This window comes from Levilactobacillus sp. HBUAS70063, from assembly GCF_038374745.1.
Classification (GTDB): domain Bacteria; phylum Bacillota; class Bacilli; order Lactobacillales; family Lactobacillaceae; genus Levilactobacillus.
Window position 1 is genome coordinate 89,146 of record NZ_JBANSM010000006.1, and the last position, 24,065, is coordinate 113,210.

The window sequence follows — 24,065 nt, forward strand, 5'->3', positions numbered from 1 at the left end:
CCTTACCTTTCAGTCTTATTTAAACGTGTAAACCAATTTCGATGAATACTTGCCGTTGTGGTAGGCACTCGCCGCGAGACTCACTTGACCGTAAGCCAGCGTCATACTGTAGGCGTCCTTGACCGTACCGTCACTCTTCACGTAGCTCAGCATGGTCCGCAGTGGCGTTGCCGTCTGGCCCTTCTTGATGGCTTTCTTGTTCAGGAAGTTAAAGGCCGTCTTGTTCGTGGCTAAGCCCAGGATGGCTTCGGCCGTGGAGTTGGCGTTCGGGTTGGTCTTACCGTTGTAGACGTAACCAAAGGCCCCGTTCTTGTAAACGGCCTTCTTGAGGTAACTGCGGCCGGCCTTGGCTGCGGCGGTCACCTTCTTGTTCTTACTCTTGCCCATGGCTAAGGCGTTAACCGCCACGGCCGTGGTATCGCTGTCCACGCTGGCTACGGTGTTGTTGTAAGCCCAGCCGTGATTGGATTGTTGGTTCTTAGCAATCTTCAGGCTCAATGAAGCCTTGGAGAAGGCTGCCTTGCTAGGCTTCTTGAAGGTCTTGTTGGAAGAAACCGCGATTAAAGCCGTGCTTTGCACATTGACAGTCTGCTTGTTCATAGATTTCTTGTACAGCGTGCTGACCAGGTTCAGGTTCTTCTTGGCCCCAGCTGGCTTGTACTTGGTTGGGTTAACGCCGATGGCTTGCAGGCCGATGATGGCGTTGGCCAGAACGGCCGGATCGCTCTTCTTGGAAACGACCAGGTTCTTCTTAACCAGCGTCTTTTGGCTCTTGGTGAACTTGTACCCCTGCTTCTTCAAGCCCAAAAGGAAGTCAGAGTAACCGGCCGCGGCCCCAGTGGTTGGGTAAGCGGACTTGCTGAAAATCTTCGCCTGACTGTTCAGGCCATCCTTGTTGGCCTTCATCATCTTCTTGGCGTATGTATTGGCTTTCTTGAGGTGGCTGGTCCGGTAGCTCTTCCCGGCCGTCTTCAAGCTGGCCGCACTGGCATCTGCCACGGGCACCACGGCACCTAACATCATTACGGCGGTCATTGAAGCTACGATTACTTTATTTGTCTTAAACATTATCCCATCATCCTTTTGGTAAAATTTGGTATTTCGTCATTAAACGCTTCATCAGCTGCCGCCACGGTCGGTAGAGAATGGCTAAACTCACCGCGTTGGTCGCCGCATGAAGGGCGTCAAACATGAAGCTCCCCGCAAAGGCGACAAAGAAACTGGTGCCGCGCAGGGGTCGAACGTAAGCTAGGGCGTACCATAAGTCCAGAATCCAGCCAAACCAGAATCCCCACAGGGCACCCCAGATGACCAACAACCAGACGCTATCCTTGAGTTTTCCCCGGTAAATCAAGCCGGTCGTCAGTCCCATGAGGCCCCACGCCAGCATTTGCCATGGGGTCCAGGGGCCTTGGCCGAGAAATAAATTGGAGACCAAAGCCATCATGGACCCGCTGACAAACCCCAGCTCGGGCCCCAGCGTAATGGCGCTGACAATCACCACGAAACTGGTGAGTTGCACGTTGGGAATGGCCGCGAGTGGCACCCGACCGAGGACGCCGAGGGCCACGATGACGGCCAGAAAGACCAGTAGCCGCGTGGTCATCTGGCGTTTTTCAAAGTGCCAGTAGGCCGGCAACAGGCTACAGATCAGGCAGCCAAAGCTAAAGGCCAGATAGTGCTTGCCCTTGAGTAAGAGCATCCCCGCTAAGAGTCCGCCCATCAGCAAGACCGCCACCGCTAAGCGCCAGTCAAATTGTCGTCGTTCTTCGATAAACAATCACCTCCCTTCAATGTGATGTGCACGTCCCGCCAGAACAGCGCCTGGGGAACCTGTTGCCGTAGCAGGCGGTTAACCGCCGTGGTGGCTAAAAAGTTATGGGTGAAAAAGGTTCGGGTGGGCTGTTGCTGCGAGAGCCGCCCGTCAAACATGAAGGCACAGGTCGTGGCGAACTCGGCACAGAAGTCCATGTCGTGGCTGGCCATGATCAGCGTCAGGCCGGCCGCATGGGCTTGTTGGAGCACGCGACCAATCTGTTGCTTGGTCGTGGGGTCCAGCCCCTTGGTCGGCTCGTCGAGGAGGAGCACTTGGGGCTCCCCGATGAGGGCCAATCCCAACCCCAGCAACTGTTGCTGCCCACCGCTGAGGTCAAAGGCGTTCCGGTCGGCCACCGCCGTCAGTTGGAGACGCCGAAGCATGGCCGCTACGGTCGGCTCCACCGCCGACACCCCGACCAACTCGGCCTGTTGCCGGAGTTCGGCGGCCACCGTTTCCCCGCTGAATTGCTCGGTGGGGTTCTGCGACAGGTAACCGATCCGAGCAAGGCGGTCGGCATTTCTCAGCCGCCAAATCACGGTCTTACCCAGCCGGGCGCGCCCGTGCTGGGGCTTGCGCAGGCCAGCCAGAATCGACAGCAGCGTGGACTTCCCCGACCCGTTCTTGCCGATGATGGCCAGCCAATCGCCCTGGCCCACCGTCAGATTGAGTTGCTGCAGGGTCGGCGTATGCTCGGGATAGCTGAGGACCAAGCCCTTGGCCGTGACCAGGGGCTCGGCGGCCAGCTGGAGGTGTGGCGTCGGCTCGACCAGGTCGAAGGCCCAGCCGGCTTGGCGAATCAACTGCCGCCCGGTTTGTACCGTCAGGGGAAGTTGGTCTTCGGCCAGGTCGTGAGCCAGAAAAAACTCGGGCACCGGTGGCACGAACGCTTGGAGCTCCGGGAGCTGATTCATCTGCACCAGCCCGGCGGCGACCGGCCCGTCATAGGCCAGTCGACCGTCTCGCAGCAACATCAGCCGATTACTCATCGCCAAGACGCTGCTGAGCCGGTGTTCCGTCAGGATAATCGTCAGCCCCAGCTCGTCGTGGACCTGCTGGAGCACAGCCAGAAAGTGCTGCGCGGTCGTGGGGTCCAGCTGGGCGGTCGGCTCGTCCAGAAGCAAGATGTCCGGCTTGAGCGCCAACACCGAGGCCAAATTAACCAGCTGAAGTTGGCCGCCGGACAGGTCGTCGATTGGCCGGTTCAGCAACTGGTCGAGGCCTAGGAAGTTGGCGAGCTCGGCCACTCGGGTGGTGATGTCGGCGGTGGCCAGTCCCAGATTTTCCAGAGAAAAGGCGAGCTCCTCGATCACGGTCGCCATGATGGGCTGGGTTTGCGGGTCCTGGGCCACGTAACCCAAGCGCTGCACACTCTCTCGCCCGGTCAGCGCACTCAGGGGTTGCCCGTCTAAGCGCAGTTGCCCGGTGCGGGTGCCGGCCGGTTGAAGCTCCGGCTTGAGTTGCTTTAATAAGGTGGTCTTCCCGCTCCCGGTGGCCCCCACGAGGGTGATGAAGTCGCCGCGCTCCACCGTAAACGACAGGTCGTCTAGCGTGGGCGCCGCGCTCTCCGGATAGCGAAAGGAGAGGTGCTGCAGTGTCATTAATTTTCCCATAAGTGATACACTCCTTCGCCGAGTAACGGTAGGCCGGCCAGTCCCAGCACTGGGAGGGTCAGCAGCCAATCCGTCGTGACGCTTAGTGACAGGTGATAAACGTTGGTGGTCCAGCCCCAACCTGCCCACCGCAAGTAAATCGCGATGACCAGTAGGATGAGGGCCCCACCGAGAAACCAGCCATCGGCCGCGCGCCAGTGGTAGGTCTGGTAGTGACTCCGTCGACGCGCCCCGAATCCCCGTGCTTCCATCAACACCGCCGTTTCCATGGACCCGGAGATGGAATCAATCAGCAGAATCCGCATCAACTTTCCTGTCTTGCGAATCCGCTGCGTCCAGGCCCCCTCGGTGACGATCAGCCCCCGCGTCTTCTGAAGCATCATCAACCGGTGAAACTTCTGGGTGAAGAGCGTCACGAGCCGCATCGAAATCGTCAGCAGCATCGCCAGCCGCGGCACGACAGGAAAGAGCAGGTAACTAATCTTCGGCGTGGTCAGGATACCGTTGAGCAACACGAACGTGAGAATCATGGCCCCCAGCATGATGGCCATGGTCAGGCCGTAGAGGACGCCGGTCCGCGTCAGTCGGAAACTCACCGGGCCTAGCGAGGCTTGCCATAACACCGACCCTCGCTGATTCAGGAGGACGTTGAACAGTAGAATCGTCAGCATGAATGCGCCGGTTCCCTTGAGCAGGCCGCGTACCCGTTGCCAACTAAAATACCAACTATTCAGGCCGACGATGCTGAGAAATAAGGTACCGGCCACAATTAAATGGTTAAAGAGCAGTAAGATTGTAAACAACGCCACAAAGTAGCCGGCCAGCGTCGCCGGATGAAGCTGGTTGAAAAACGTTTGACTTGCTACAGTACCGCCGTTCACAGCACCGACCACCTTTCTTGTAACCGCTAACAGTTGTCATCATATCATCTCGTAACCCGTCTGCCCTTCGAAAATCTTGCAAAGTTGGCTTTATTTTCTACTAGTCTTAGTAGGATTTCGCGCTCGGGTCAAAAACGACCGTTTCCGTGCCAAATAGTTCGCTATTTGGTCTAGTCCACAGCTGCTAAGCCCCATCGTTACGGCCTTTCCTATTCATTCAAAATAGTCTTAATCGGGGCAACGCCGGAAAATCTGTGATCATTCGGGGTAAAAAAGCCGCCCTGCATGCCAAGAGACCAGGAAAAAATCCCGGCCTCTTGGCGGTTACGCACTTAACTTGTTGGATCATTCACGAATCGTGTTCATTAAATACCTGTGTTTTCCAGCAACTCCGGTTCTAACTGCCGCCTACCGTTCGCGCCAGATGGGCTGGAACGCGGTGGGCGAACGGCAAGGCGTCCAGCCCACACTACGTCAGCGGTAAGCCACCTAAGACTGGCGTTTAGCCGCCCGAGCCGCCTTTTCCCGATTGCTGGGAACCTCCACGTAACCATCCAAATGGTTGACGTACCGGGCCATGGCGAAGAGATAATCCGACAGTCGGTTCAAATACGTCAAGATGGCGGGGTCCAGGGGTTGCGCCGCATTAAGGGCAACCGCGGACCGCTCCGCACGCCGGGCCACCGTTCGAGCGTAATGCAGATGGGCCCCGGCCGGTGAGCCACCTGGTAGGATAAATTCCTTGAGGTCGGGCGTGTGGGCCGTGAAATCATCCACCCGTCCTTCCAACCACGTAGTATCTTCCGGCGTCATATCCTGATGGCGTTTGACACTGATATCGGCCTCCAAGACGTACAGCTTTCTCTGGACGTCGGCCAACTCGGCCACCAGATCGGCGTGCGTCTCTCCGAAACTGGTCATCACCACGCCTAGGTAGGATTGGAGCTCATCAACCTCGCCCAACGTCACAATCTGGGCGTCCGTCTTGGCCACCATCTTGCCGCTCACTTGTTTGGTCAGCCCGTGATCGCCGACTCGCGTATAAATTTTCGTCATCGTCTTCACCTTTCGTCTCGGAAATTTCTCGGTACCCTACCGGATTGGGCAGGCGCCGCTTTCACAATCAGACTGGTCGACCAATTCGACATCCTTCTGGTCGTGGTGATTCGTTAGGGCCGCAAATTTCTCAGCCACGTCCTCGGTAATCTGGGCGCGATGTTGTTGGTAAGTCGCCGCGTCGATGGGTTCCTTCGGGGCTTGTTTGAAATCGGCGCCGCTGTAAGGCAGTAAGGACGTGGACTTGATGGCATTGCGGTACTGGTGCAGCAGCCCACTGATTGCGGCCCCCTCTTCCGGCTGGAAGGTCACCGTGCAACTGACGGCGTTGTCCGACCAGTATTTCTGGAGGAAAGCTTGGGTCGCAAACTGTTCGGCCATGGACACCTCACCGGCGGAGGCGAAGGCCGGTTCGTCGGCGTGGGCGGCCTTCACGGGAAATTCGACGCACATGGTGTTTTGACTGTACACGTCCGGTTCGACCGTGTATCCGCAGGCCTTCAAGGCTGGCAGTAAGGGGTCGCTGTCCTGGAAACGAATCCGCTGAATCAGGTAGCGCGCGTAGTGGAAGTGCATCCCCTCGGAAACACCGGCCAATTTAGCCACGGTACCGGAGGGCTTGACCGTCGTGTGCTTGATGGACGGCTGGCACCCCAGCGTTTGCGAGTAGGTTCGGTCGGCGTCCACGACCGCCTGATACAGCGCGTTCACCCGGTTGACCGCCGCTTGATTGTAAACAGGCTGGTTCACGGTGGTCCCGTCGGCTAGCCGTCGCGGCGTAAAACCGGTGACGACGCGTTGCTTGAAGGTCTTGAGAATCCAGTCCTGAATCCCCGACATGGAGACGCCGATCCGGCGATTCTTCTGAATGGCGCGGCGGGAAACTTCCCAATCGTAGTGGCTAAACGTCACGCGTTTCGTGTACCGCGCACCCAGTCCGAAGGCGTCCTCGAGCGCCCAGCCCTGGTCTTCGGCCACACTGGGAAAGACTTCGAAGAGGTTGCAGGGTTCACCGTTACTCAATGAGATTTCGCCGCAGGGATTGGTTCCCTCAACGGCGGCATCGATGCCGGGCTGGTAACCATCGACTAACCGGCCGTAATTGCGGGACAACTCGAGGTTAACGATCCCCGGCTCCCCGTTGCGCTGAATGGCGTCGGCCACGGGCTGGTAGTCGTTAAATTGCTGGTCCACGGCAACACTGTTGTTGGAGGCCCAGCGGTGATGGTAGAGCTTGTCCTTGTCTTGTTTCATGGTAATAAAGTCCTGGTCCTCGGCACCACCCAGGGCCAGTTCGGCCGAGCGGCGGACGTTGCCGGCCACCACGGTCTTGCCGATTAGATTGCCCATGTCGGTGCAGTCCACGGCGGTCAGGTCGCGGCCGACCGCGGCATTTAGAATCCCGTTGATGTCAAAGAGCATCTCGACCAACGGCATGGGACCGGAGGCGGTCCCGCCAAACCCGTGAATCGGCGCATCCTTGGGCCGGATGTCGCTGATATCTAGGACCACCTGCGTTTGCCGGGTGGGATTACTGCCGGTGAAATGGGCGTCGATTAAATTGGCGTTGGCCAAAACCCAGCCTTCGCGGGTGTCTGGCAGGCGGTAGTAGCGCGTATCCGCCAGGGAATGGCGGGCCAGCCATTGGGTCCGGTCCTCGGCACCCAGGGCCACGGACGCGTCGTAGGAGACGCTGTCCGGGTCAATCAGGATGGTCAGGTCCACTCGTTGGTCGACGCGCGGCATCTGCCGGACGTTGTCAGGGGTCACGGAGAAGCCGACCCCGCCGCCCTTCATGAGTTGATCGAACATGAAGGAAAAAGGCATGGAAACCGCCGGCTGGTCGGGCGCTAGGTAACCGGGGACGATGTGGCTGTCCCCGTAGGCTTGCGGCCGAATCGCCACGAACCAGCAGTTGTTCAGGGCATCGCCGTTGCGGTGCTGATAGTCGGTTCCGGAAATCCAGAGGTTCCGACCGGACGGCGTGGCGGCCAAGCCATAGATCAACTTGAAGAGGCGCTGGGCCTCCTGCGTTAGGTCCGCGACCACCTGGGCGTCCACGGGCGCCTCGTGTAGCCGGGGGTCGAGGTTAATGTTACCCTCAACCACTCGCTTCACCGTTTCGGGCCATTCCTCGGTCCGTTGCTGGTCCGGTAGCCACCGTGCGTAGGTCCGCTTGTAGGTTACCCAACCCAGCTCGCCCCAGTGCGGTGTCACCTCCCGAGTTACTTGATCAATAAAGTCCGCCGACAACGAAATCGTTGCGGCTGTTTTTGTTTCCATCATGTTCATCGCTCCCGTCATCAAGAATGCACTACATATGGTATCAGGTTGCCAAGTAAAATACAATATGTAGAATTTTAGGATTGTCCCTAGACATTTCAAATCCAGCCGCTATGTAACATAGTTAACGGGTGCGACTCAAGTTTTCTTTCCGAGCGCTTAATTGTAAGTGGGTAAAAATGGCTAAATCCATTTAACCGGCCAGCTCACGCCATCGGCAATGGGAAGTCCCCTAACCAGTAAACCACCGACCGCTGAGATCGTTCAATTGGTCATAATTTCAATCACCCCTCGGAAAAATTTTAATTATTTTGGCCGCCCTCGCATTGGTCGAAAATCCCCCCCTAGATGTTGGGGGCAGCGAACGAAAAAAGAGAGTGTGACAAAAAGCGATTAGCCGGCGAGCATTAAGGCTGATAACCGAATAATCCCGGGTTTGGATTGTTTGGTTATCAGTTTTAAGCGGAACCAGCTGCCTTTTTGCGCACGTTTCAGCTATGTAAAGGTGACGCAAAAAAGCCGGGAAATTTCTCCCGGCTTACCCACTTTATTTAAAAATCCCCAATCGGCCGTTCAACGGTGAACGACTAAAGACCGTACTCATTTGGCCAAAATCTTAAGACGCCACGGAATTAATCAGCGCCCAGGTAACCTGACTACTGTAGGTCGCCGTGGATTGACGGGCGTCACCGTCCAGGTCCAGCAGTAGGCCCTGGTTGGCCGTCCAGTCCCCGGTGACATCGGTGGTGGCGGAATCGCCGTCGTCGGTGTGGGTCATCACCGGAGCCGCCGCGGTGGACAGCGTGGTCTGTTGGCTCCCATCGACGTAGACCAGTCGGCCCGCGAGTGGGTCGCTGCCGGCCATTAGCGGCGTGGCCGCGGCCGTCAGCTGCCAGTGGTTGCCCTTGGCGCGGGTATCCTGAATCACGATGCTGAGGTCGCTAGCACTGTCGCGCGCGACCAATTGCCGCGAACCGGTGAGCCGGGCCTGATAGGCGGCCGTGCCACTCACCGATTGAAATTTCAACTCGCCGACCGTGATGACCACCTCGCCCACGTTGGACAGCGCCCCCGTGGTCTGATCCTCGGCGGTAAGGTCCAGGACGTTGGCGCCCGGTTGTAGTTTATCGGCGGGCACGGAAACGGTGAATTTCCCCGCCGCATCGCTGGTGGACAGCGCCGTATCGGCTAACTTCGCGTCATTCAACGTCCCGTGAATCGTCAGGTGACTGTTGGTCACAGCGCCCACGGAATCCGTAACGGTCCCGGTCACCGGCACAGCGGTGGTGCCATCGGCTGTGAGGGTCGTCTGATCCGTGGCCAGATGCAGGGTCGATGGCGTGATGGAAAACCCTGGCAATGTGGCCTGGACAATGGCGTTGCTCCCCTTGAATTCGCTCACGGTGGCCGGAACCGTGGTGGTACTGGTCACGCTGTCCACCGTCCCGGTCAGCGAAATCTTAGCGGTCGGATTGGTCTTGCTCAGATCTTTTAGACCAACGCCGTTACCCTGATTGATGGCGGTAAGGTCGGCCGCCCCCAAGGTGGTCGACTCGCCGTTGCCATAGGTCACGACGCCCTTGGTGATCGTCAGGTGAGCGGGAATCTTGAGGTCGGCTTGAATGTCCTGCCAATCCGCCGTCCCGCTGTCATAGGTGGCGTTGTAGGTCAGATTGACCGGGGCGTTGGCCTTAACGGTATCGCCATCGCTGACGGCCTGGCCGTTGGCCGTCAGATCCGCGGTGGCCGTGGCGTTAACCAGGTTGGGAATCTGCTCGAAGGCCACCATGTTGGCCTCGCTGTAGGTCCCGGTGGCGCCGGTGAAGCCCCACGTGGCCTTGCCGGTGTTATCCGGATCGATAATGCTGGGGTCCACGTCCATGCTGTTGGTCTGCCCAGGTTGGCTGGCACCGGTGGCCGGGTCCTTGTCGTTAAAGGTGTAGGTCATCTTCGCGGAGGTTGTCCCAGACTTGGGCGTGTAGGTCAGCGTTAAATGATGCCAGGCACCGTCGGAGAGGAATTTGAAATTGCTCCCTTGGATGACGCCCTTGTGGACCATCTGTATGTAAGTCCCCGTGGTCCCACCAACGTTATGCCCAAAGATATCTATTCCGCCTTCGGTCTTCGTCACGGGCGTATACGTTGACGGCTGTCCTGGATAATTGGCCGCGAGGTGGGGAGCGGTCAACTTACCACCCGTGGTATCCGCATCAAATGACGCCGCATTCTTGGCGTCAGCCAGCGCGGTCGACTGATTCAAATACGAATCAAACTCCAACGCCCAACTATTTTGAATAGCCGTCTTGGCGATCGCCGAAGCATCGGTCCCGCCGGTGTTGGCGACCCCCCAGACCCCTAGCGTCTCCCCGTATGGTGAATTCGTTCCAAAATTGGGTGTGGCCGCCATCGCATCACTGGCGTTTTGTAAGACCAGCGCCATGCCATCGCCGGGAAGATCATTTTGATTGGTTGTCCCGATATACCCTTTCGACCCAAAGTTAAGCCACATGGAAGCGACCTGCTTTTCTCCTAAGTTAAATTTAAAATCCGGTTGCGACCAAATCGATCCCACCTGACTCCCACCCGTTGTCAACTCAACCACCTGCGTGTTGGGCGAGTCACTGTTCGTTCCATCAACGACTTGCGCATCGTTATTCGAGGAAGTCCCAGCCTTAAAATAACCGCTAAGCGACAAGCCTTGCGGAACTGTATTCAAGCCGCTCTCCAAGTCCAATTTATCTGAAGCCGCATACCCCGGCTGAATGCCGCTCAGCCCTAACAGCAGTGCCGTCACCCCAACGGCTAACCATCCTATTCGTCGTTTCATTCGCAATCCCTCAATTCCAGTCTCACATTCGTGTCGCCCGTTAAACAACCAGGTCCAGGTAATATTATACTACTAAACGATTATGATTAGAACAGTTTATGGGAGAAAACGTTGATGAATCATGTATGTCGGTTACTCTCAGCTGTGTCAGCGTACCTGCAATAATTATACCGGCTAATTATTATCCACCCGTTAAATAGTGTGAGACTGCAATTTCGCGTAAAAAAACGGCTCTTTGTCAACCGGTGTTGATGGGGAGAATTTGAGAGGTTCAATTCATTTACGAATTGGGCCTCTTTTTTATGCAAAAATGGTGTCGATGGATTTCTCCATCAACACCAAATATCATAGAACCGATTAATATGTAAGTGTAATTTATATATACGGTACTCAGCTATTTTGGCTGGGTGCCGTTGTTTTATTATCATCTTCCAAGAATTTTAACTGTTCTTTCAAGTACTCAACTACAGCCCTATATTCAGTAAGTCCATAACCAACCGTCATCTTTTGTAACTTACTGATTCCTTGGTCTTCCCATTGTTCTAAACTAATTGTTAACTTTCTTATTTGTTTTTCTTTATTTTCAATTTCGTTATTAATTAATTTTATAACCTGTTGTTTTTTTAAATTCTCGCCAAAAAAGAGTTTCATTAAGAAATCAGATTTAAATACTTCGCTTACACTATCGGAGTTTAAATATTTGTTTAACTCATCTTCACCCTTATCGGTAATAGAAAAAACATTCTTATTAGGTTTATCACTCTGAATGATAGTTTTTTTCTCAACTTTACCTTCTTTTTTCAGCTTTTTAAGCGTCGGATAAATCATCCCATAAGTTCCATCATAGAAATACGAAATTTGATTTTGCAGAATATCATTAATCTCATAACCTGTACGTGGCTTCTTTTGTAGAATGCCAAGAATAACATCTTTCCCCTTCATCACTATTTCCCGCCTTTTTCTCTAATAATATCATTTACCTCTATTATTTTCATCTTTTATATAATTCGCGCGTTGTAAAATCAACTTAGCCACTTTGAAAAAATGACAAAATAAAAACACCAAGACGTAAATCTCAGGCATCATTGAAGTTCCTACACAAACAATGAAAGAGGTTTTCGTCTTGATGCAAGAACAGCCTACCACACCACATGTTAAAGGTCACCATTTAACTGAGATGGAACGCGGAAAAATTGATGAACTCCATCATTTGGGACTTTCAAATCGCAAAATTGCCGCTGAAATTGGTGTGTGTCCGCAAACTATTAACAATGAGCTCAAGCGTGGCTCTGTGTCCCAAGTTAAGAAGGCTAATGGAAAGCGTAAATTCACTACTAAGTACTTTCCGGAAGCCGCTCAAGCCCGGTATGAAGCTTGTCGTAAGTCTTGTCACCGTCCTTCTAAGTTCGGTCAGGTCAAAGACTTCTTGGCCTATTTTATTAACCATTTTCGTACTGACAAGTGGTCGCCAGATGCCGCGGTAGGTCGCGCTCGCTATTTGAAAAAATTTCAAGCTGATGAGATGGTCTGCACGAAGACTTTATACCGTTACATTGATGAACAACGACTGGAAGTTCGTAACATCGAATTGACGGAGAAAACTAGTCGGCGACGGCCGGTTCATAAGTCGATCAAACACCATCGACTGCGTGGACGTAGCATTGATGAACGCCCGGCAAATGTCGCTGATCGTAAAGAGTTCGGTCACTTCGAAATCGATACGGTTGTTGGTCACCGTAATGGTCAAGAAAACGTAATTCTCACAATGATTGAACGCCAATCACGTTTTGAAATCATGCGCTTGATTGATAGCCGCGAAGCCGATTCGGTGGCTTACGCAATGCGTGATATTAAGCGTCAGTACGGCTCCGTCATTAAATCAATCACTTCGGATAATGGCCCTGAGTTCACCACGCTTACGGCTGTTATGGCTGACACGGCACCGGTGTATTTCGCACATCCATATACCTCTAATGAGCGTGGCACTAATGAAGTTCATAACCGTATGATTCGACAGGATCTTCCCAAAGGAATGTCCTTTGATACCATCAGTCCAGCCCAAGTGACTAGCGTGTCTGACCGTCTTAATAAACTGCCTAGGCGGGCATTTGGTTACGAAACTCCTGCCGAACGCTTCGCCGTCGCCGCTGACTTGGCTCAGCGCTAAACATTAATCAGCTCCAATGACAGAAAGAACCGCTTGGTAGTGGCATTCTATCGGGTGGCTAACTTGTTCTTGCAATTTGCGCTTTTATATAATTGACATCTATACTAATTTAATTTATATTAATGTCATCAATATAGGAGGCGGCTATAAATAATGAAATTTAAACAAGTCATGATCATTATCGCTATGTCAATTGGTATTTTTCTGTGTATGCTGGATACTACCGTAATGAATGTTGCTTTACCGGCAATTCAATCCAGTTTAAGAATTCAGTTAAACAATATATCTTGGGCATTGAACATTTACACAATTTTATTTGCCTCGTTAACTATTCCACTTGGCAAAATTGCTGAACATTTCGGTACCCATAAATCCTATATTCTAGGTTTTATTGTTTTTATTAGCGGATCTGCTATTTCTAGCTTCGCTCATAACCTGACCATGTTAATTATTGGACGTGCAGTTCAAAGTATTGGAGCCGCACTCGTATTTCCCTTATCAATGTCTATTGGTATCAATAGCGTTGATCTAAGTGTTAGAAAACAAGTTATCGCAGTTTTAGGAATCACGCAGGGATTAGCTGCGGCATTAGGACCGATTATCGGTGGTTGCTTAACTAATTTCCTTTCTTGGCGATGGATTTTCATCATTAACATACCGCTAGGCATCATTTCTGTTATTATTTGCTTATATACACTTAAATTGAATGAACCTACTCAACCAGAAGCCATCGACTTTGTTGGTTCTCTGCTAAGCATGATAACTCTTTTTTCGTTAACTTTAGGCCTAGTACAAGGAAGGGTATGGGGATGGCATAGTTCAGTTATTATTTGCTTATTTATGTTATCAGGAATATCACTACTTTTATTTATCATTTGCGAATACAAATCATCCCATCCAATGATGCCATTAGTACTATTTAAAAACCGAGAATTTACCGGTTCCGCTATTACTATTCTCCTCAGCAATCTCTTTCTTGTCGCTGTGACTGTGGTTTTACCAACCTATTTTGTGAAGATCCAAGGTAAAACTGAACTAGAGGCTGCTTTATTAATTACCCCTATTACCGGAATGATTTTTATTTTTTCACCCTTGGCCGCCATCCTTATTGATAAATTGGGAGCTCGAATAGTTATTTCCACCGGTTTTATATTGATGACAATGAGTTTTATCCTTTTTTCCATAATCAATATGAAAAATCTATTTCTCGTTGTCATTACCTGCATGATCTTAGGAACAGGTTATGGAATTATAACTGGTCCAATTACTGTGCTAGCCGCTTCAGATTTTAAGGGGTCATTGTTAAATGCTTCTCAGAGTGTGGCTGGTGTTCTTCGTCAAATTGGGATTTCATTAGCAATTGCAGTCTACGTTACAGGTTTATATGGTAATTTGGTTACTGCGAAGAATCATTCTATACAATACATTAAAAATGAAGTAATAGCATTAAATATTCCAGAAGAAAAGAAAACGACTGTTATCCAAAAAGCTATTCATTCACTGTCAAACACTTCTACTAGTACACCAAAAAATCATTTTACCTCAGTGGAAAAGAAACGTATTATTCAAGAAAATTATTATCAGGTATTGAAAGAGCAACCTAGTTCAATTTCAGATGTCGAAAAACGCCAAATTCATGCTCAAGTCTCAATAAAGGTAAATTCAAAACTGAAAACTATAAATCAGAATACCAATGCTGCCATTGCAAAAATAAAAAGCTTTGCCGTTAACGAATATGGAAAAGCATTTACCAAACTATATAGAAACTCAATTATCTTTGTCTTTCTTTCCACATTTGTAAGTTTCCTTTTCCCAAAGAAAAAAGTTAAAAGTAAAAGAAAACTGCATTCTGCTGAAAACGCTTAGTACAAGAGCTTCGTTAGCAGAATCAAATGGCTAAACATTGAAAGAAGCATCGTGATTATTAATATACTGCATGCTCATCTTATTGATGATCATGTTTTTTTGTTTGGGCAAAATTGTTAAATCTTGTATTAGCACTCTAATCAACTCGACCTGCCATACTGGACATTCGCATACTCGACTAGCGAAATAGGACATTGAACACTCGAACCGCTGGCTCCAAAAATAAAAAGCGTACTAATTCCAATCATTCAGAAAGGAAAAAGTACACTTTAAATCACTGATGAATGCCTTAATACCGGCGTTTATGACCTATTTGTCTGTACGTTCAAGCACCGTAACTGACTCAACATGTGGCGTCTGTGGGAATTGGTCAACGGGTTGGATGGGGCCGTCGATGGCGTAACCGAGTTCTTGGAACCGGGCGACATCGCGGACCAGCGTGGCCGGGTTGCAGCTGACGTAGACGACCTTCTGCGGGCCCATCTTCGCCGTGGAATCAATCAGGCTTTCAGCCAGGCCCTTGCGTGGTGGGTCAACCACGACGACGTCGGGCTTGATGCCGGCCTCTTGCCACTTGGCCATCTGGTCTTCGGCCTTGTCGACTTCGAAGGTCACGTTGGTCAAATGGTTCTTCTGCGCGTTCACCTTGGCATCCTCAATGGCTTCGGGAACGATATCGACCCCGTAGACCTGCTTGGCATGCTTAGCCAACGCCAGCGAAATCGTCCCGATCCCACAGTAGGCATCGATGACGGTCTCCTCGCCGGTCAGGCCGGCCTTGTCGATGGCCATCTGGTAGAGCTTTTCGGTCTGTTGTGGGTTCACCTGATAGAAGGACCGCGCCGAAATTGCGAAGGTCAAGCCTAACAGGCTGTCCTCGATCGTTGGCTTGCCGTACAGCGTCCGCGTCACGTTCCCCATGATCACGTTGGTCTTCTTAGCGTTGACGTTCAACACGATGCTGGTCACTTCCGGCAAGGCCTCGTGAATCTGCTCAACCAGTTGTGCCTGACTCGGCAACTTTTGAGTTCGGCTAATCAGCACAATCATCATTTCATGGCTGTAGTACCCGCGCCGCACCATGATGTTGCGGATGACGCCCTTATCATTGATTTCGTTGTAAGCCGGAATCTCAAATTGACGGAGTAAGTCACGGACCTTCACGATGGCCGCGTCAATAGCGGGATCTTGAATGTAAAAGTCGGTCAAGGGAATCAGGTCATGGCTGTGTTGCCGGTAGAAGCCGGTTTCCAGCTGGCCCTTAATCATCCGAACGGGGACCTGCGCCTTGTTCCGGTATTGGGTCGGATTGGCCATCCCCAAGGTTGGGGCGACCTCAACGTCTTGGTGGGCCTTACTGAAGAGTTCGGCAATCTGGTGTTGCTTGAACTTCAGTTGGGCTGGGTAAGCCAAGTGCTGCAGGGGCGCAATCCCCGTTTGGCGATACGTCTTGTCCACGTCCTTGACCCGGTCGGGCGATTCCGTCTGCCAGGAAATGGCCCGGGCAAAGCCGTAGTGGCTCTGAACCTTGGTGACCTGAATCGTTAATTTTTCGCCGGGTAAGGCGTTTTCGATGAACAATGGAAAATCGTCAACTTTTGCCACGCCCATGCCTTGATAAGTCAGGTCGGCAATCGTCACGTCAAGCCGTTCATTCTTCGTTACTGGTGCTTTAATTTTCATGTGTACTCCTTAATGAGAAAGGGATTTTGCCCCTCAAGTTTCGCGCAAAATCCCTTCAGTATCTTAGTCTTCCGTTGATTGGTCGCCATCAGGTAAGCTTTCGACCTGTTTGACGAACCGTTGCTCTGCTTCCAGAACCTCTGGCGATTCACTGGTGACCGCCGAATCCGGAATGGCATCCAGGTTCGCATACATCTCGATATGCTGCGCCAGATTGCGGAACTTCATGGGGGCATCCCCACCGTATTCCCCATCCAGATTAATCATCATCCGCTCCTCGACCGGCTTGGCAACCACCTTGCTGGTCTTCTTGTAAATGATGTGCGGATCGTTGATGTGCTTACCGCCGTTTAAGACCAAGCCCATTAACCGGAGAATCTCCGGCATGCTGGCGGTCTTGACGATAATCATGGTGAATTTCCCGTCATCCAAGGCGGCATCGGGCACAATCTGCTCGAAGCCTCCGATGGAATTGGTCAGCGCCAGTAGGAACATGGACGCCTTACCACGGAAATGCCCGCCATCGTAGGTTAAATCCATATCGATTGGCTTGATTCGTGGCAACAACTCGGCCCCCTTCAACAGGTAAGCCAAGTAGCCAAAGATGGATTTCAGGTTGGACGGAACGTCATAGGTCAACTCCGTCAGCAGTCCCCCACCGGCGATGTTGATGAAGTATGAATCGCCCGCCTGGCCAATATCCATCTTAATGGTCTGGTCCTTTAAGACCACCTTCGCTGCCGCCAACGGATCTTCGCGCGGGATGTGTAAAGCCCGGGCATAATCATTCGTGGTACCGGCAGGAATAATGGCCATTTTAGGACGATGTGGTAATCCAGCAATCCCGTTCACGACTTGATTGATCGTCCCATCGCCCCCGGCCGCCACGATCAGCTCGAACCCGGCTTTCGCCACGCGAGTCGCTTCGTTTTGTGCCGAATTAGGGTCGGCCGTGGTCGCGAAGGCACTGGTCTCGTACCCCGCTTGTTCAAACACCGCTAGAATGTCAATCAGGTCTTTCTTCAGGGCTTCACGACCTGAAGTTGGATTATAAATGACCCGTGCCCGTTTACGCATGATGTGCCTCCATTGCTCTATTGCTGTAGTGCCGTCATTAACAGCTTGTTAACGACTTGCGGGTTAGCTTGCCCGTGTGTTTGCTTCATAATCTGACCAACCAGGTACCCAACGGCCCGTTTTTTCCCGTTGTTAAAGTCCTCGATGGATTGCGGGTTTGCCTGCAAAACATCATCGATGATGGGTTGTAACTTGGCTGGATCGGACAGTTGAACCAAGCCGTTCTTCTCAACGAAGGCCTTAGGTTCCTCGCCCTTGGTAATCGCCTTGAAGACCTTCTTAGCCATCTTACTGGAAATCGTGCCATCGGAAATCAAGTTAATCATCCCGGCCAGGTTGGCTGGTGTTAACTTCGTGGCTTGTAAATCAACGTGGTTATCGTTCAGGTAGGCGTTAACGTCCCCTTGCAGGTAGTTAGCGGCCATCTTCGGATCGGCCTTTAAGGCCACCGTGGCGTCGAAGAAGTCGGACATTTCCTTGGTCTGGGTGATGACCATGGCGTCGTAATCCGTCAAGCCCAAGTCGTTAACGTAACGTTCGCGCCGCTTGGTTGGCATTTCTGGCATGGCATCGCCCAATTCCTTGATCCAGTCATCGCTGATGTTCAAGGCTGGCAGGTCTGGTTCTGGGAAGTACCGGTAATCATCGGCGCCGGCCTTGACCCGCATCAGAATCGTTTCGCCGGTCTTTTCGTCGAACCGCCGCGTTTCCTGTTGAACGGAACCGCCGGACATCAAGACCTGTTGTTGCCGCTTTTCTTCGTACTCCAACCCGCGTTGCACGTAGTTAAAGGAGTTCAAGTTCTTCAGCTCGGTCTTGGTCCCGAATTTCTCTTGGCCCACGGGACGCACGGAAATGTTGACGTCGACCCGCATGGACCCTTCTTCCATCTTCACATCGGAAATCCCGGTGAATTGAATCCGTTGCCGGAGAGCTTCCAAGTAGGCGTAGGCTTCAGCGGGTGAAGCGATGTCTGGCTTGGACACGATTTCGATAAGTGGCGTCCCCTGCCGGTTCAAATCAACATAGGAGTAGTCCCGTTCGTGGGTGTTCTTCCCGGCATCTTCTTCAATGTGCATTTCAGAAATCCCGATCTTCTTCTTCACGCCATCCACGTCAATTTCAACCCAGCCGTCGTGGCCAATTGGCTTGTCGGATTGGGTGATCTGGTAGGCCTTCGGGTTATCCGGATAGAAGTAGTTCTTCCGGTCGAAGTGGGTGTGTTGTTCAACGGTCGCGTGTAGGGCTAAAGCCGCGATAATGCCGTCGGCCACCACGCCCTTGTTGGTCGTTGGTAAGACCCCAGGGTACCCCCAATCGATCACGTTGGTGTTGGCGTTAGGATCGGCCCCGTACGCCACGGGAGATGGGCTAAAGATCTTTGAATTGGTCTTTAACTCAATGTGGACTTCTAGTCCAATTGTCGTTTCAAAGTTCATTAGTTTTGACCTCCTAACGTTGGGACTTGTAAATGAAAGTCGGTGTTTTGTTCGAAGACGTAGCCCGCCTTGTACAGCGTGCTTTCGTCAAATGGCCGCCCAATCAGCTGCATACCGACTGGCAGGTTTTTACTGAATCCGGCTGGTAAGGACAGACCGGGTAAGCCAGCTAAGTTGACCGGAATCGTCAGGATATCGTTCATGTACATGGTGATTGGGTCCTTGATTTCGGCACCCAAATCGAAGGCTGGTGTTGGCGCAACCGGCCCCATGATGAAGTCGTGGTCCTTCAAGACGGCCTTGAAGTCATTGATGATGACCGTCCGCACCTTGGCCGCCTTTAAGAAGTAGGCGTCGTAGAACCCAGCGGATAAGGAGAATGTCCCCAACATGATCCGCCGCTTGACTTCGTCGCCAAAGCCTTCGGAACGGGACTTCACGTAGACGTCTTCCAGGTTCTGAACGTCTTGGGCCCGGTAACCGTAACGAATTCCATCGTAACGTTGTAAGTTAGATGAGGCTTCGGAGGACGCGATGATGTAGTAAGCGGCGACCCCGTACTTGTTGTGTGGTAAGGAGACCTCATCGACCGTGGCCCCCAGCTGGCGGTAAGTGTCCGCAGCGGCCAGGATGGCGTTCTTGACGTCTTCATCGACCCCTTCGCCTAGGAATTCCTTAGGCAGACCAATCCGCAGACCCTTCACGCTGGCAGCGTCGGTCAGGTCGCTAGCAAAGCTTGGCACGGCTTGAGTAGAGCTGGTAAGGTCGTGATCGTCGTGACCGGCAATGGCACTCAAGACGGTGGCGTTATCCTTGACACCACGCGTCAACGGGCCGATTTGGTCCAGGCTAGACCCAAAGGCAATCAGGCCCCACCGGGAAACCCGACCGTACGTGGGCTTCATCCCCACGACACCGTTAAAGGCCGCTGGTTGACGAATGGAACCCCCGGTATCGGTTCCCAAGGCTGCGACGACTTGCCCGGAAGCAACGGCCGCGGCGGAACCACCCGAAGACCCACCGGGAACCTTGGTTTGGTCCCAGGCGTTCTTGGTCTGCTTGAAGGCTGACGTTTCGGTCGAGCCCCCCATGGCGAACTCATCTAAGTTGGTCTTCCCAATCGTCACCATCTGCGCGTTGGTCAACTTGGTTGAGACCGTGGCGTCGTAAACGGGCTTAAAGTTCGCTAAGATCTTCGAAGCCGCCGTGGTGGTTAAGTCCTTGGTAACGATGTTGTCCTTGATGGCGACTGGAATCCCGGCTAAGGGCTGGTCGTCTTGAATGCCGGCCGCGTCAATCTTAGCGGCCTGGTCCAGGGCAGCATCTTCGTTTAAGGCCAAGAAGGCATCGATCTTAGGGTCGGTCGCCTTGATGTTGTCAAAGGTCGCCTGGGTCAGTTCCTTGGCGCTGTACTTTTTAGCCACCAAATCGGCGTGGAGACTGGCGAGATCTTGTTTGAAGTAATTCATCTGTTAGTTATCCTCGCTTTCATCAATGATGGCTGGTACCTTAACGAAGCCGCGAGCGGCATCCGGTGCATTTTTAAGGAGCGCTTGACTCTGTCCCCAATTGTCGGCGACATCTTCGCGCATTACGTTTAATTGATCAGAAACACTGCTTGTTGCTTCAACGCCGTCGGTATCAACTTCGCTGAGCGTTTCAAAAAGGCCAATGATGTCATCCAGTTGGGGCGTAAAAGCATCCAATTGGGCATCCGTAAATTCAAGCTTTGCTAAGCTAGCAACGTGTTGAACTTGGTCTCGATTAATTCGATTAGCCATCAATATCCCTCTTTCTAAGTTATCCGCATTTACCGTTTACCCTCGCAATTCAGAAGATAAACACACAATAACATTCTACCATATATCCGCGAGCCACCAAAGATTCTGACAAGAAAATGACGGCTTTTTCGTGGATCGGCGCTCACCCAGTGGTCAAACGCGAAGTGGTCGTGGTTTTCAGCGGTAAAGAGGCGGCAATGGTGGACTGCTGAGAGCCTATCATACCAGTTCAACTCGAGGCTGACAACTCATTTTCTGCCGAATAACTCGCGGTCACAATGGGTGCGTTAGCGAAAAGTTGTGGGTCATTTGTATCCCACCGACACAAATAACCCACAACTTGATAAACCAACTTGTTCAATTTTAGTAGCTATTAAAGACGTGACTCGTGAATTTCTTCGCGCCGGTCGACCGCGACAGGAAGCTTTGGACCCCATCCGTCGAGGAGACCGTGATATCAATCGGCACCCCGGACGGCAGATACTTCTGGGCCGCCGTTTGCAGGTACTGCGTGAAGCTGATGATTTCGGTCTGACTGTAGAATTGAATCGTGATGTTGACGTGCATCCCTTGCAAGGTTTTCCCGTTGTATCGGGCTTGCGCGGTCACGCCACTCAGGTTAGGGAAGAAGTTCTCCACCTGCGTCTTGAAGTTCGTAAAGGAACTTTCGTCGTTACTGTTCGGGCTACTGGAGCCACTCTCGATTGGGAAGACGTAGTTCTTATCGCCCAAGGCCGTCCAGCTCTTCACGCTGGTAGTCCCAGCCTTGTTATTCGAGTAGGCCAGGAAGGTTCCCCCGACCAAGCTATCGTTAGAGGCCTGGCGGTAAACCGCAATCACAATCGGCACGTTCTTCAAGGCTGACTTCTTCCGGAGCCGTTGTAAGACCGTGTTAGCGGCCTTCTTCGCGTAAGCCTCGCCGGTCGCCTTGTCAATCTTGGTCTCATAGGTGGCCCCGTACTGGGTCTTCTTGTAGTAGTCGACCGAGTTCACGGCAATCCCAATCGTGACGCCGCCTAGCGACAACTTATTGTTCTTTTGGGTCATGTAGTCCTGTTCTTCTAAGGCCTGAATGTAAACGGGGTTCCGCTTGGTTGGCGACGTGGACCCGTTACTGGTTGGGTTCAAGCCGTCTGGATTGGACTTGGACTTGCGGTCTAGCCAGTTCTGCACGGTGGAACTACTCAGGTACTGGCCTTCCTGGAAGACGTACTTCTTGGTTGAGAAGACCTTCTTGGAAACGCTCAGCATTCCGTTCTCAAAACTCTTTAAATTATAAGTGTTACCGGAGTCCTGACTGTTCGTGACCCCCCGCGACTTGCTGGTCTGATAGTGGCCACTCTTAATGACCCCTTCGTAGTCCCCGTCCGTGGTCTGCCCAGTCAGCTGGGTACCCCCGGACTTGCTGCTCCCGGAACCGGAAGACATGCTGGAACTACTTAAATTACCACACGCAGCCAGAAATAATGGTACCGCGGCCAACGCGATAAAAGTTCGTAACCGTTTCACGACTTGTTTCCTCCTAAAGGTCATCATTTGTTCTCATTCATTGCCGCCGTCAACTGGGCCTCGTTCCAGATCGGAATGTTGAGGCTCTGGGCTTTGGTGAGCTTGCTACCGGCCGCTTCCCCAGCGATCAGGAGGTCCGTCTTCTTGGAAACGGACCCAGTAACCGTGGCGCCGTGCTGTTCCAGCCAGGCCGTTGCCGCCGGCCGTGTCAACTCCTGAAGCTTACCGGTTAACACAATGCGTTGACCGGCAAACTGGCCCTCGGGATCAACCGGGGTGCTGGGACCGCTGGTATAGGTCAAGTTCACGCCTAAATCGGCGAGCTCTTGAACCAAGTCGCGGACCTGATCACTGCTGAAGTAGGTCACCACGCTGTCGGCAATAATCCCGCCGATGGTGTCGATGGCCGCAATCGTCTCGCTGTCAGCAGCCATCAGACTGTCCAGGTCGCCGAATTTCGCGGCAATCGACCGGGCGGCCTTGGCCCCCACGTGACGAATCCCCAAACCAAATAGCAAACGTTCTAATGAATTATTGCGACTATTATCGATTGCTGTCAAGAGGTTTTGGGCTGACTTCTCCCCAAATTTATCTAAAGTTAATAATTGATCGGCCGTCAATCGATACAAACTGGCCACGTTGGTCACTAATTTGCGGTCGAACAACTGGGCCACGATCTGCGGTCCCAGCCCGGCGATGTTCATCGCATTCCGCGAGGCAAAGTGATTCATCCCCTCGGCCAGTTGTGCCGGACAGTTCGGGTTGATACACCGGAGGGCGACTTCCTCGTCCAGGTGAACCAGCTTGGCGCCACAGGACGGGCAGACCGTTGGAATCGGATAGGCTTGCGCATCGGCCGGGCGCTTGTCCGGCACGTACTGCGAGATTTCCGGAATGATGTCGCCGGCCTTGTGAAGCAGGACAGTATCGCCCAGGCGAATATCCTTGGCTTCCAGATAATCCGGATTGTGCAGTGAGGCACGGGCCACCGTACTACCGGCCAACGCCACGGGCTCCATTACGGCCGTGGGCGTCACGATCCCCGTGCGGCCCACGGTCCATTCGATGTCGAGAACCTTGGTCTGAACCTCTTCCGGTGGGAACTTATAGGCAATCGCCCACCGTGGGACTTTTACCGTGGCCCCCAACGACCGCTGGAGCGGCAACGGATTGGCCTTGATGACGATCCCGTCGATTCCATAAGGCAGGTCGGCCCGTTTGGCCTGATACTGGTCGATGTAGGCCCCCACTTCGGTCATATTGTGGGCCACCTGATAGGTTGGGTTGGTCGTAAAGCCCAGCTCGGCCAGTTCATCCAACAACCCACTCTGGGTTCGGGTGTTGAGTGGCTCGTAGTCGGCGATGTTGTACATGAACGTGGCGAGTTGCCGGTCGGCCGTCACCTGAACGTCCAGTTGCCGTAGCGAACCGGCCGCGGCGTTCCGCGGATTGGCAAACGGTGCCTTCCCCGCGGCTTCGCGGCGTTCGTTTAACGCCAGAAAGGCCGCCTTGGGCATGTAACATTCGCCCCGTACGTCGATGGTGAGCGGTCGACTCAGCGTCTGGGGAATCGACTTAATCGTCTTCAGATTAGCGGTAATGTCCTCACCAATCTGCCCGTTGCCCCGCGTGGAGCCCTGCACGAATTCACCGTTTTCGTAACGTAACGAAATGGCCAGGCCGTCGATCTTCAGCTCACAATTATAGTCGAAGTCCTCGTCGACGTTGGCTCGCAGGCGCTCGTCAAATTCGCCCAGCTCTTCTAGTGAAAAGACATCGCCAAGCGACAGCATGGGAATCTCGTGGGTGACCTTGGGCAGGTCGCCGCGCGTCGTCCCTCCCACACGTTGGGTCGGAGAATCCGGCGTCACAATGTTAGGAAAGGCCGTCTCCAAGGCGACCAGCCGGGCATAGACGCGGTCATAGACGTCGTCTTCCACGGCCGGCGCATCGGCATCGTAGTATTGTTTCCCCCACTTGAGTAGTTGGGGGCGTAAATCGGTTGCTTCCTCGGCAGCCTGTTGTTCCGTTAAAGTATTAATGGGCTTATCAGTCATGTTATCCTCC

18 protein-coding genes are annotated in these 24,065 nt (G+C 52.8%); 3 read left to right on the plus strand and 15 right to left on the minus strand.

Annotation, left to right across the window (positions count from 1 at the left end):
• Window positions 1–15: 15 nt before the first annotated feature.
• The 4 genes from V8I28_RS10000 to V8I28_RS10015 are packed head-to-tail and all read right to left on the minus strand — an operon-like array spanning window position 16 to window position 4,310.
• On the minus strand, window positions 16–1,068 hold the full coding sequence (locus tag V8I28_RS10000) for a fucose-binding lectin II (RefSeq protein ID WP_341779982.1): 1,053 nt from the start codon (window positions 1,066–1,068) through the stop codon (window positions 16–18).
• A 7-nt stretch (window positions 1,069–1,075) separates the two neighbouring features.
• Entirely contained in the window at window positions 1,076–1,723 is a 648-nt protein-coding gene (locus tag V8I28_RS10005; protein WP_341780099.1) for an ECF transporter S component, read from the minus strand.
• Between the two features lie 17 nt (window positions 1,724–1,740).
• Window positions 1,741–3,429 carry an ABC transporter ATP-binding protein gene (locus V8I28_RS10010; RefSeq protein ID WP_341779983.1) on the minus strand — a complete coding sequence of 563 codons (1,689 nt, stop codon included), beginning with the start codon at window positions 3,427–3,429 and terminating at the stop codon, window positions 1,741–1,743.
• The gene (locus tag V8I28_RS10015; protein WP_341779984.1) at window positions 3,417–4,310 is read right to left on the minus strand and encodes an energy-coupling factor transporter transmembrane component T; all 894 of its coding nucleotides are present in this window, start codon (window positions 4,308–4,310) and stop codon (window positions 3,417–3,419) included. Before V8I28_RS10015 ends, V8I28_RS10010 begins: the two co-directional genes overlap by 13 nt.
• A gap of 337 nt (window positions 4,311–4,647) precedes the next feature.
• Between V8I28_RS10015 and V8I28_RS10020 the strand changes: the two genes are divergently transcribed.
• The gene (locus V8I28_RS10020; RefSeq protein ID WP_341779985.1) at window positions 4,648–4,794 is read left to right on the plus strand and encodes a hypothetical protein; all 147 of its coding nucleotides are present in this window, start codon (window positions 4,648–4,650) and stop codon (window positions 4,792–4,794) included.
• Window positions 4,795–4,799: 5 nt separating this feature from the next.
• On the opposite strand, the gene V8I28_RS10025 is transcribed toward V8I28_RS10020, so the two are convergent.
• From V8I28_RS10025 to V8I28_RS10040, 4 genes are all read right to left on the minus strand, one after another.
• On the minus strand, window positions 4,800–5,366 hold the full coding sequence (locus V8I28_RS10025; RefSeq protein ID WP_341779986.1) for a cob(I)yrinic acid a,c-diamide adenosyltransferase: 567 nt from the start codon (window positions 5,364–5,366) through the stop codon (window positions 4,800–4,802).
• Between the two features lie 36 nt (window positions 5,367–5,402).
• Window positions 5,403–7,649 (minus strand): ribonucleoside-triphosphate reductase, adenosylcobalamin-dependent, encoded by a 2,247-nt coding sequence (gene nrdJ / locus V8I28_RS10030; protein ID WP_341780100.1) that lies wholly within the window; start codon window positions 7,647–7,649, stop codon window positions 5,403–5,405.
• A 616-nt stretch (window positions 7,650–8,265) separates the two neighbouring features.
• A complete protein-coding gene (locus V8I28_RS10035; RefSeq protein WP_341779987.1) occupies window positions 8,266–10,476 on the minus strand; it encodes a lectin-like domain-containing protein in 2,211 nt (736 codons plus the stop codon).
• Window positions 10,477–10,866: 390 nt separating this feature from the next.
• The gene (locus tag V8I28_RS10040) at window positions 10,867–11,418 is read right to left on the minus strand and encodes a PadR family transcriptional regulator (protein ID WP_341779988.1); all 552 of its coding nucleotides are present in this window, start codon (window positions 11,416–11,418) and stop codon (window positions 10,867–10,869) included.
• Window positions 11,419–11,581: 163 nt separating this feature from the next.
• On the opposite strand from V8I28_RS10040, the gene V8I28_RS10045 reads away from it, so the two are divergent.
• Both V8I28_RS10045 and V8I28_RS10050 read left to right on the plus strand, forming a co-directional pair.
• Window positions 11,582–12,643, plus strand: a complete 1,062-nt coding sequence (locus V8I28_RS10045; RefSeq protein ID WP_445928204.1) for an IS30 family transposase — start codon at window positions 11,582–11,584, stop codon at window positions 12,641–12,643.
• Window positions 12,644–12,796: 153 nt separating this feature from the next.
• A complete protein-coding gene (locus tag V8I28_RS10050) occupies window positions 12,797–14,509 on the plus strand; it encodes an MFS transporter (protein ID WP_341779989.1) in 1,713 nt (570 codons plus the stop codon).
• 309 nt (window positions 14,510–14,818) lie between these two features.
• Here the strand turns inward: V8I28_RS10050 and rlmD are convergent, their stop codons facing one another.
• The 7 genes from rlmD to ligA form a co-directional block, all read right to left on the minus strand.
• Window positions 14,819–16,192 (minus strand): 23S rRNA (uracil(1939)-C(5))-methyltransferase RlmD, encoded by a 1,374-nt coding sequence (gene rlmD / locus V8I28_RS10055; protein WP_341779990.1) that lies wholly within the window; start codon window positions 16,190–16,192, stop codon window positions 14,819–14,821.
• A gap of 63 nt (window positions 16,193–16,255) precedes the next feature.
• A complete protein-coding gene (locus tag V8I28_RS10060) occupies window positions 16,256–17,269 on the minus strand; it encodes a diacylglycerol kinase (protein ID WP_341779991.1) in 1,014 nt (337 codons plus the stop codon).
• A 17-nt stretch (window positions 17,270–17,286) separates the two neighbouring features.
• Window positions 17,287–18,708 carry an Asp-tRNA(Asn)/Glu-tRNA(Gln) amidotransferase subunit GatB gene (gene gatB / locus V8I28_RS10065; protein WP_341779992.1) on the minus strand — a complete coding sequence of 474 codons (1,422 nt, stop codon included), beginning with the start codon at window positions 18,706–18,708 and terminating at the stop codon, window positions 17,287–17,289.
• Window positions 18,708–20,177 carry an Asp-tRNA(Asn)/Glu-tRNA(Gln) amidotransferase subunit GatA gene (gene gatA / locus V8I28_RS10070; protein WP_341779993.1) on the minus strand — a complete coding sequence of 490 codons (1,470 nt, stop codon included), beginning with the start codon at window positions 20,175–20,177 and terminating at the stop codon, window positions 18,708–18,710. Before gatA ends, gatB begins: the two co-directional genes overlap by 1 nt.
• 3 nt (window positions 20,178–20,180) lie before the next feature.
• Window positions 20,181–20,489, minus strand: a complete 309-nt coding sequence (gene gatC / locus V8I28_RS10075; protein WP_341779994.1) for an Asp-tRNA(Asn)/Glu-tRNA(Gln) amidotransferase subunit GatC — start codon at window positions 20,487–20,489, stop codon at window positions 20,181–20,183.
• A gap of 363 nt (window positions 20,490–20,852) precedes the next feature.
• Window positions 20,853–22,022, minus strand: a complete 1,170-nt coding sequence (locus V8I28_RS10080) for a CamS family sex pheromone protein (RefSeq protein ID WP_341779995.1) — start codon at window positions 22,020–22,022, stop codon at window positions 20,853–20,855.
• Window positions 22,022–24,055: an NAD-dependent DNA ligase LigA gene (ligA, locus tag V8I28_RS10085; protein WP_341779996.1), complete on the minus strand. Its 2,034-nt coding sequence runs from the start codon at window positions 24,053–24,055 to the stop codon at window positions 22,022–22,024. Before ligA ends, V8I28_RS10080 begins: the two co-directional genes overlap by 1 nt.
• Window positions 24,056–24,065: the final 10 nt, after the last annotated feature.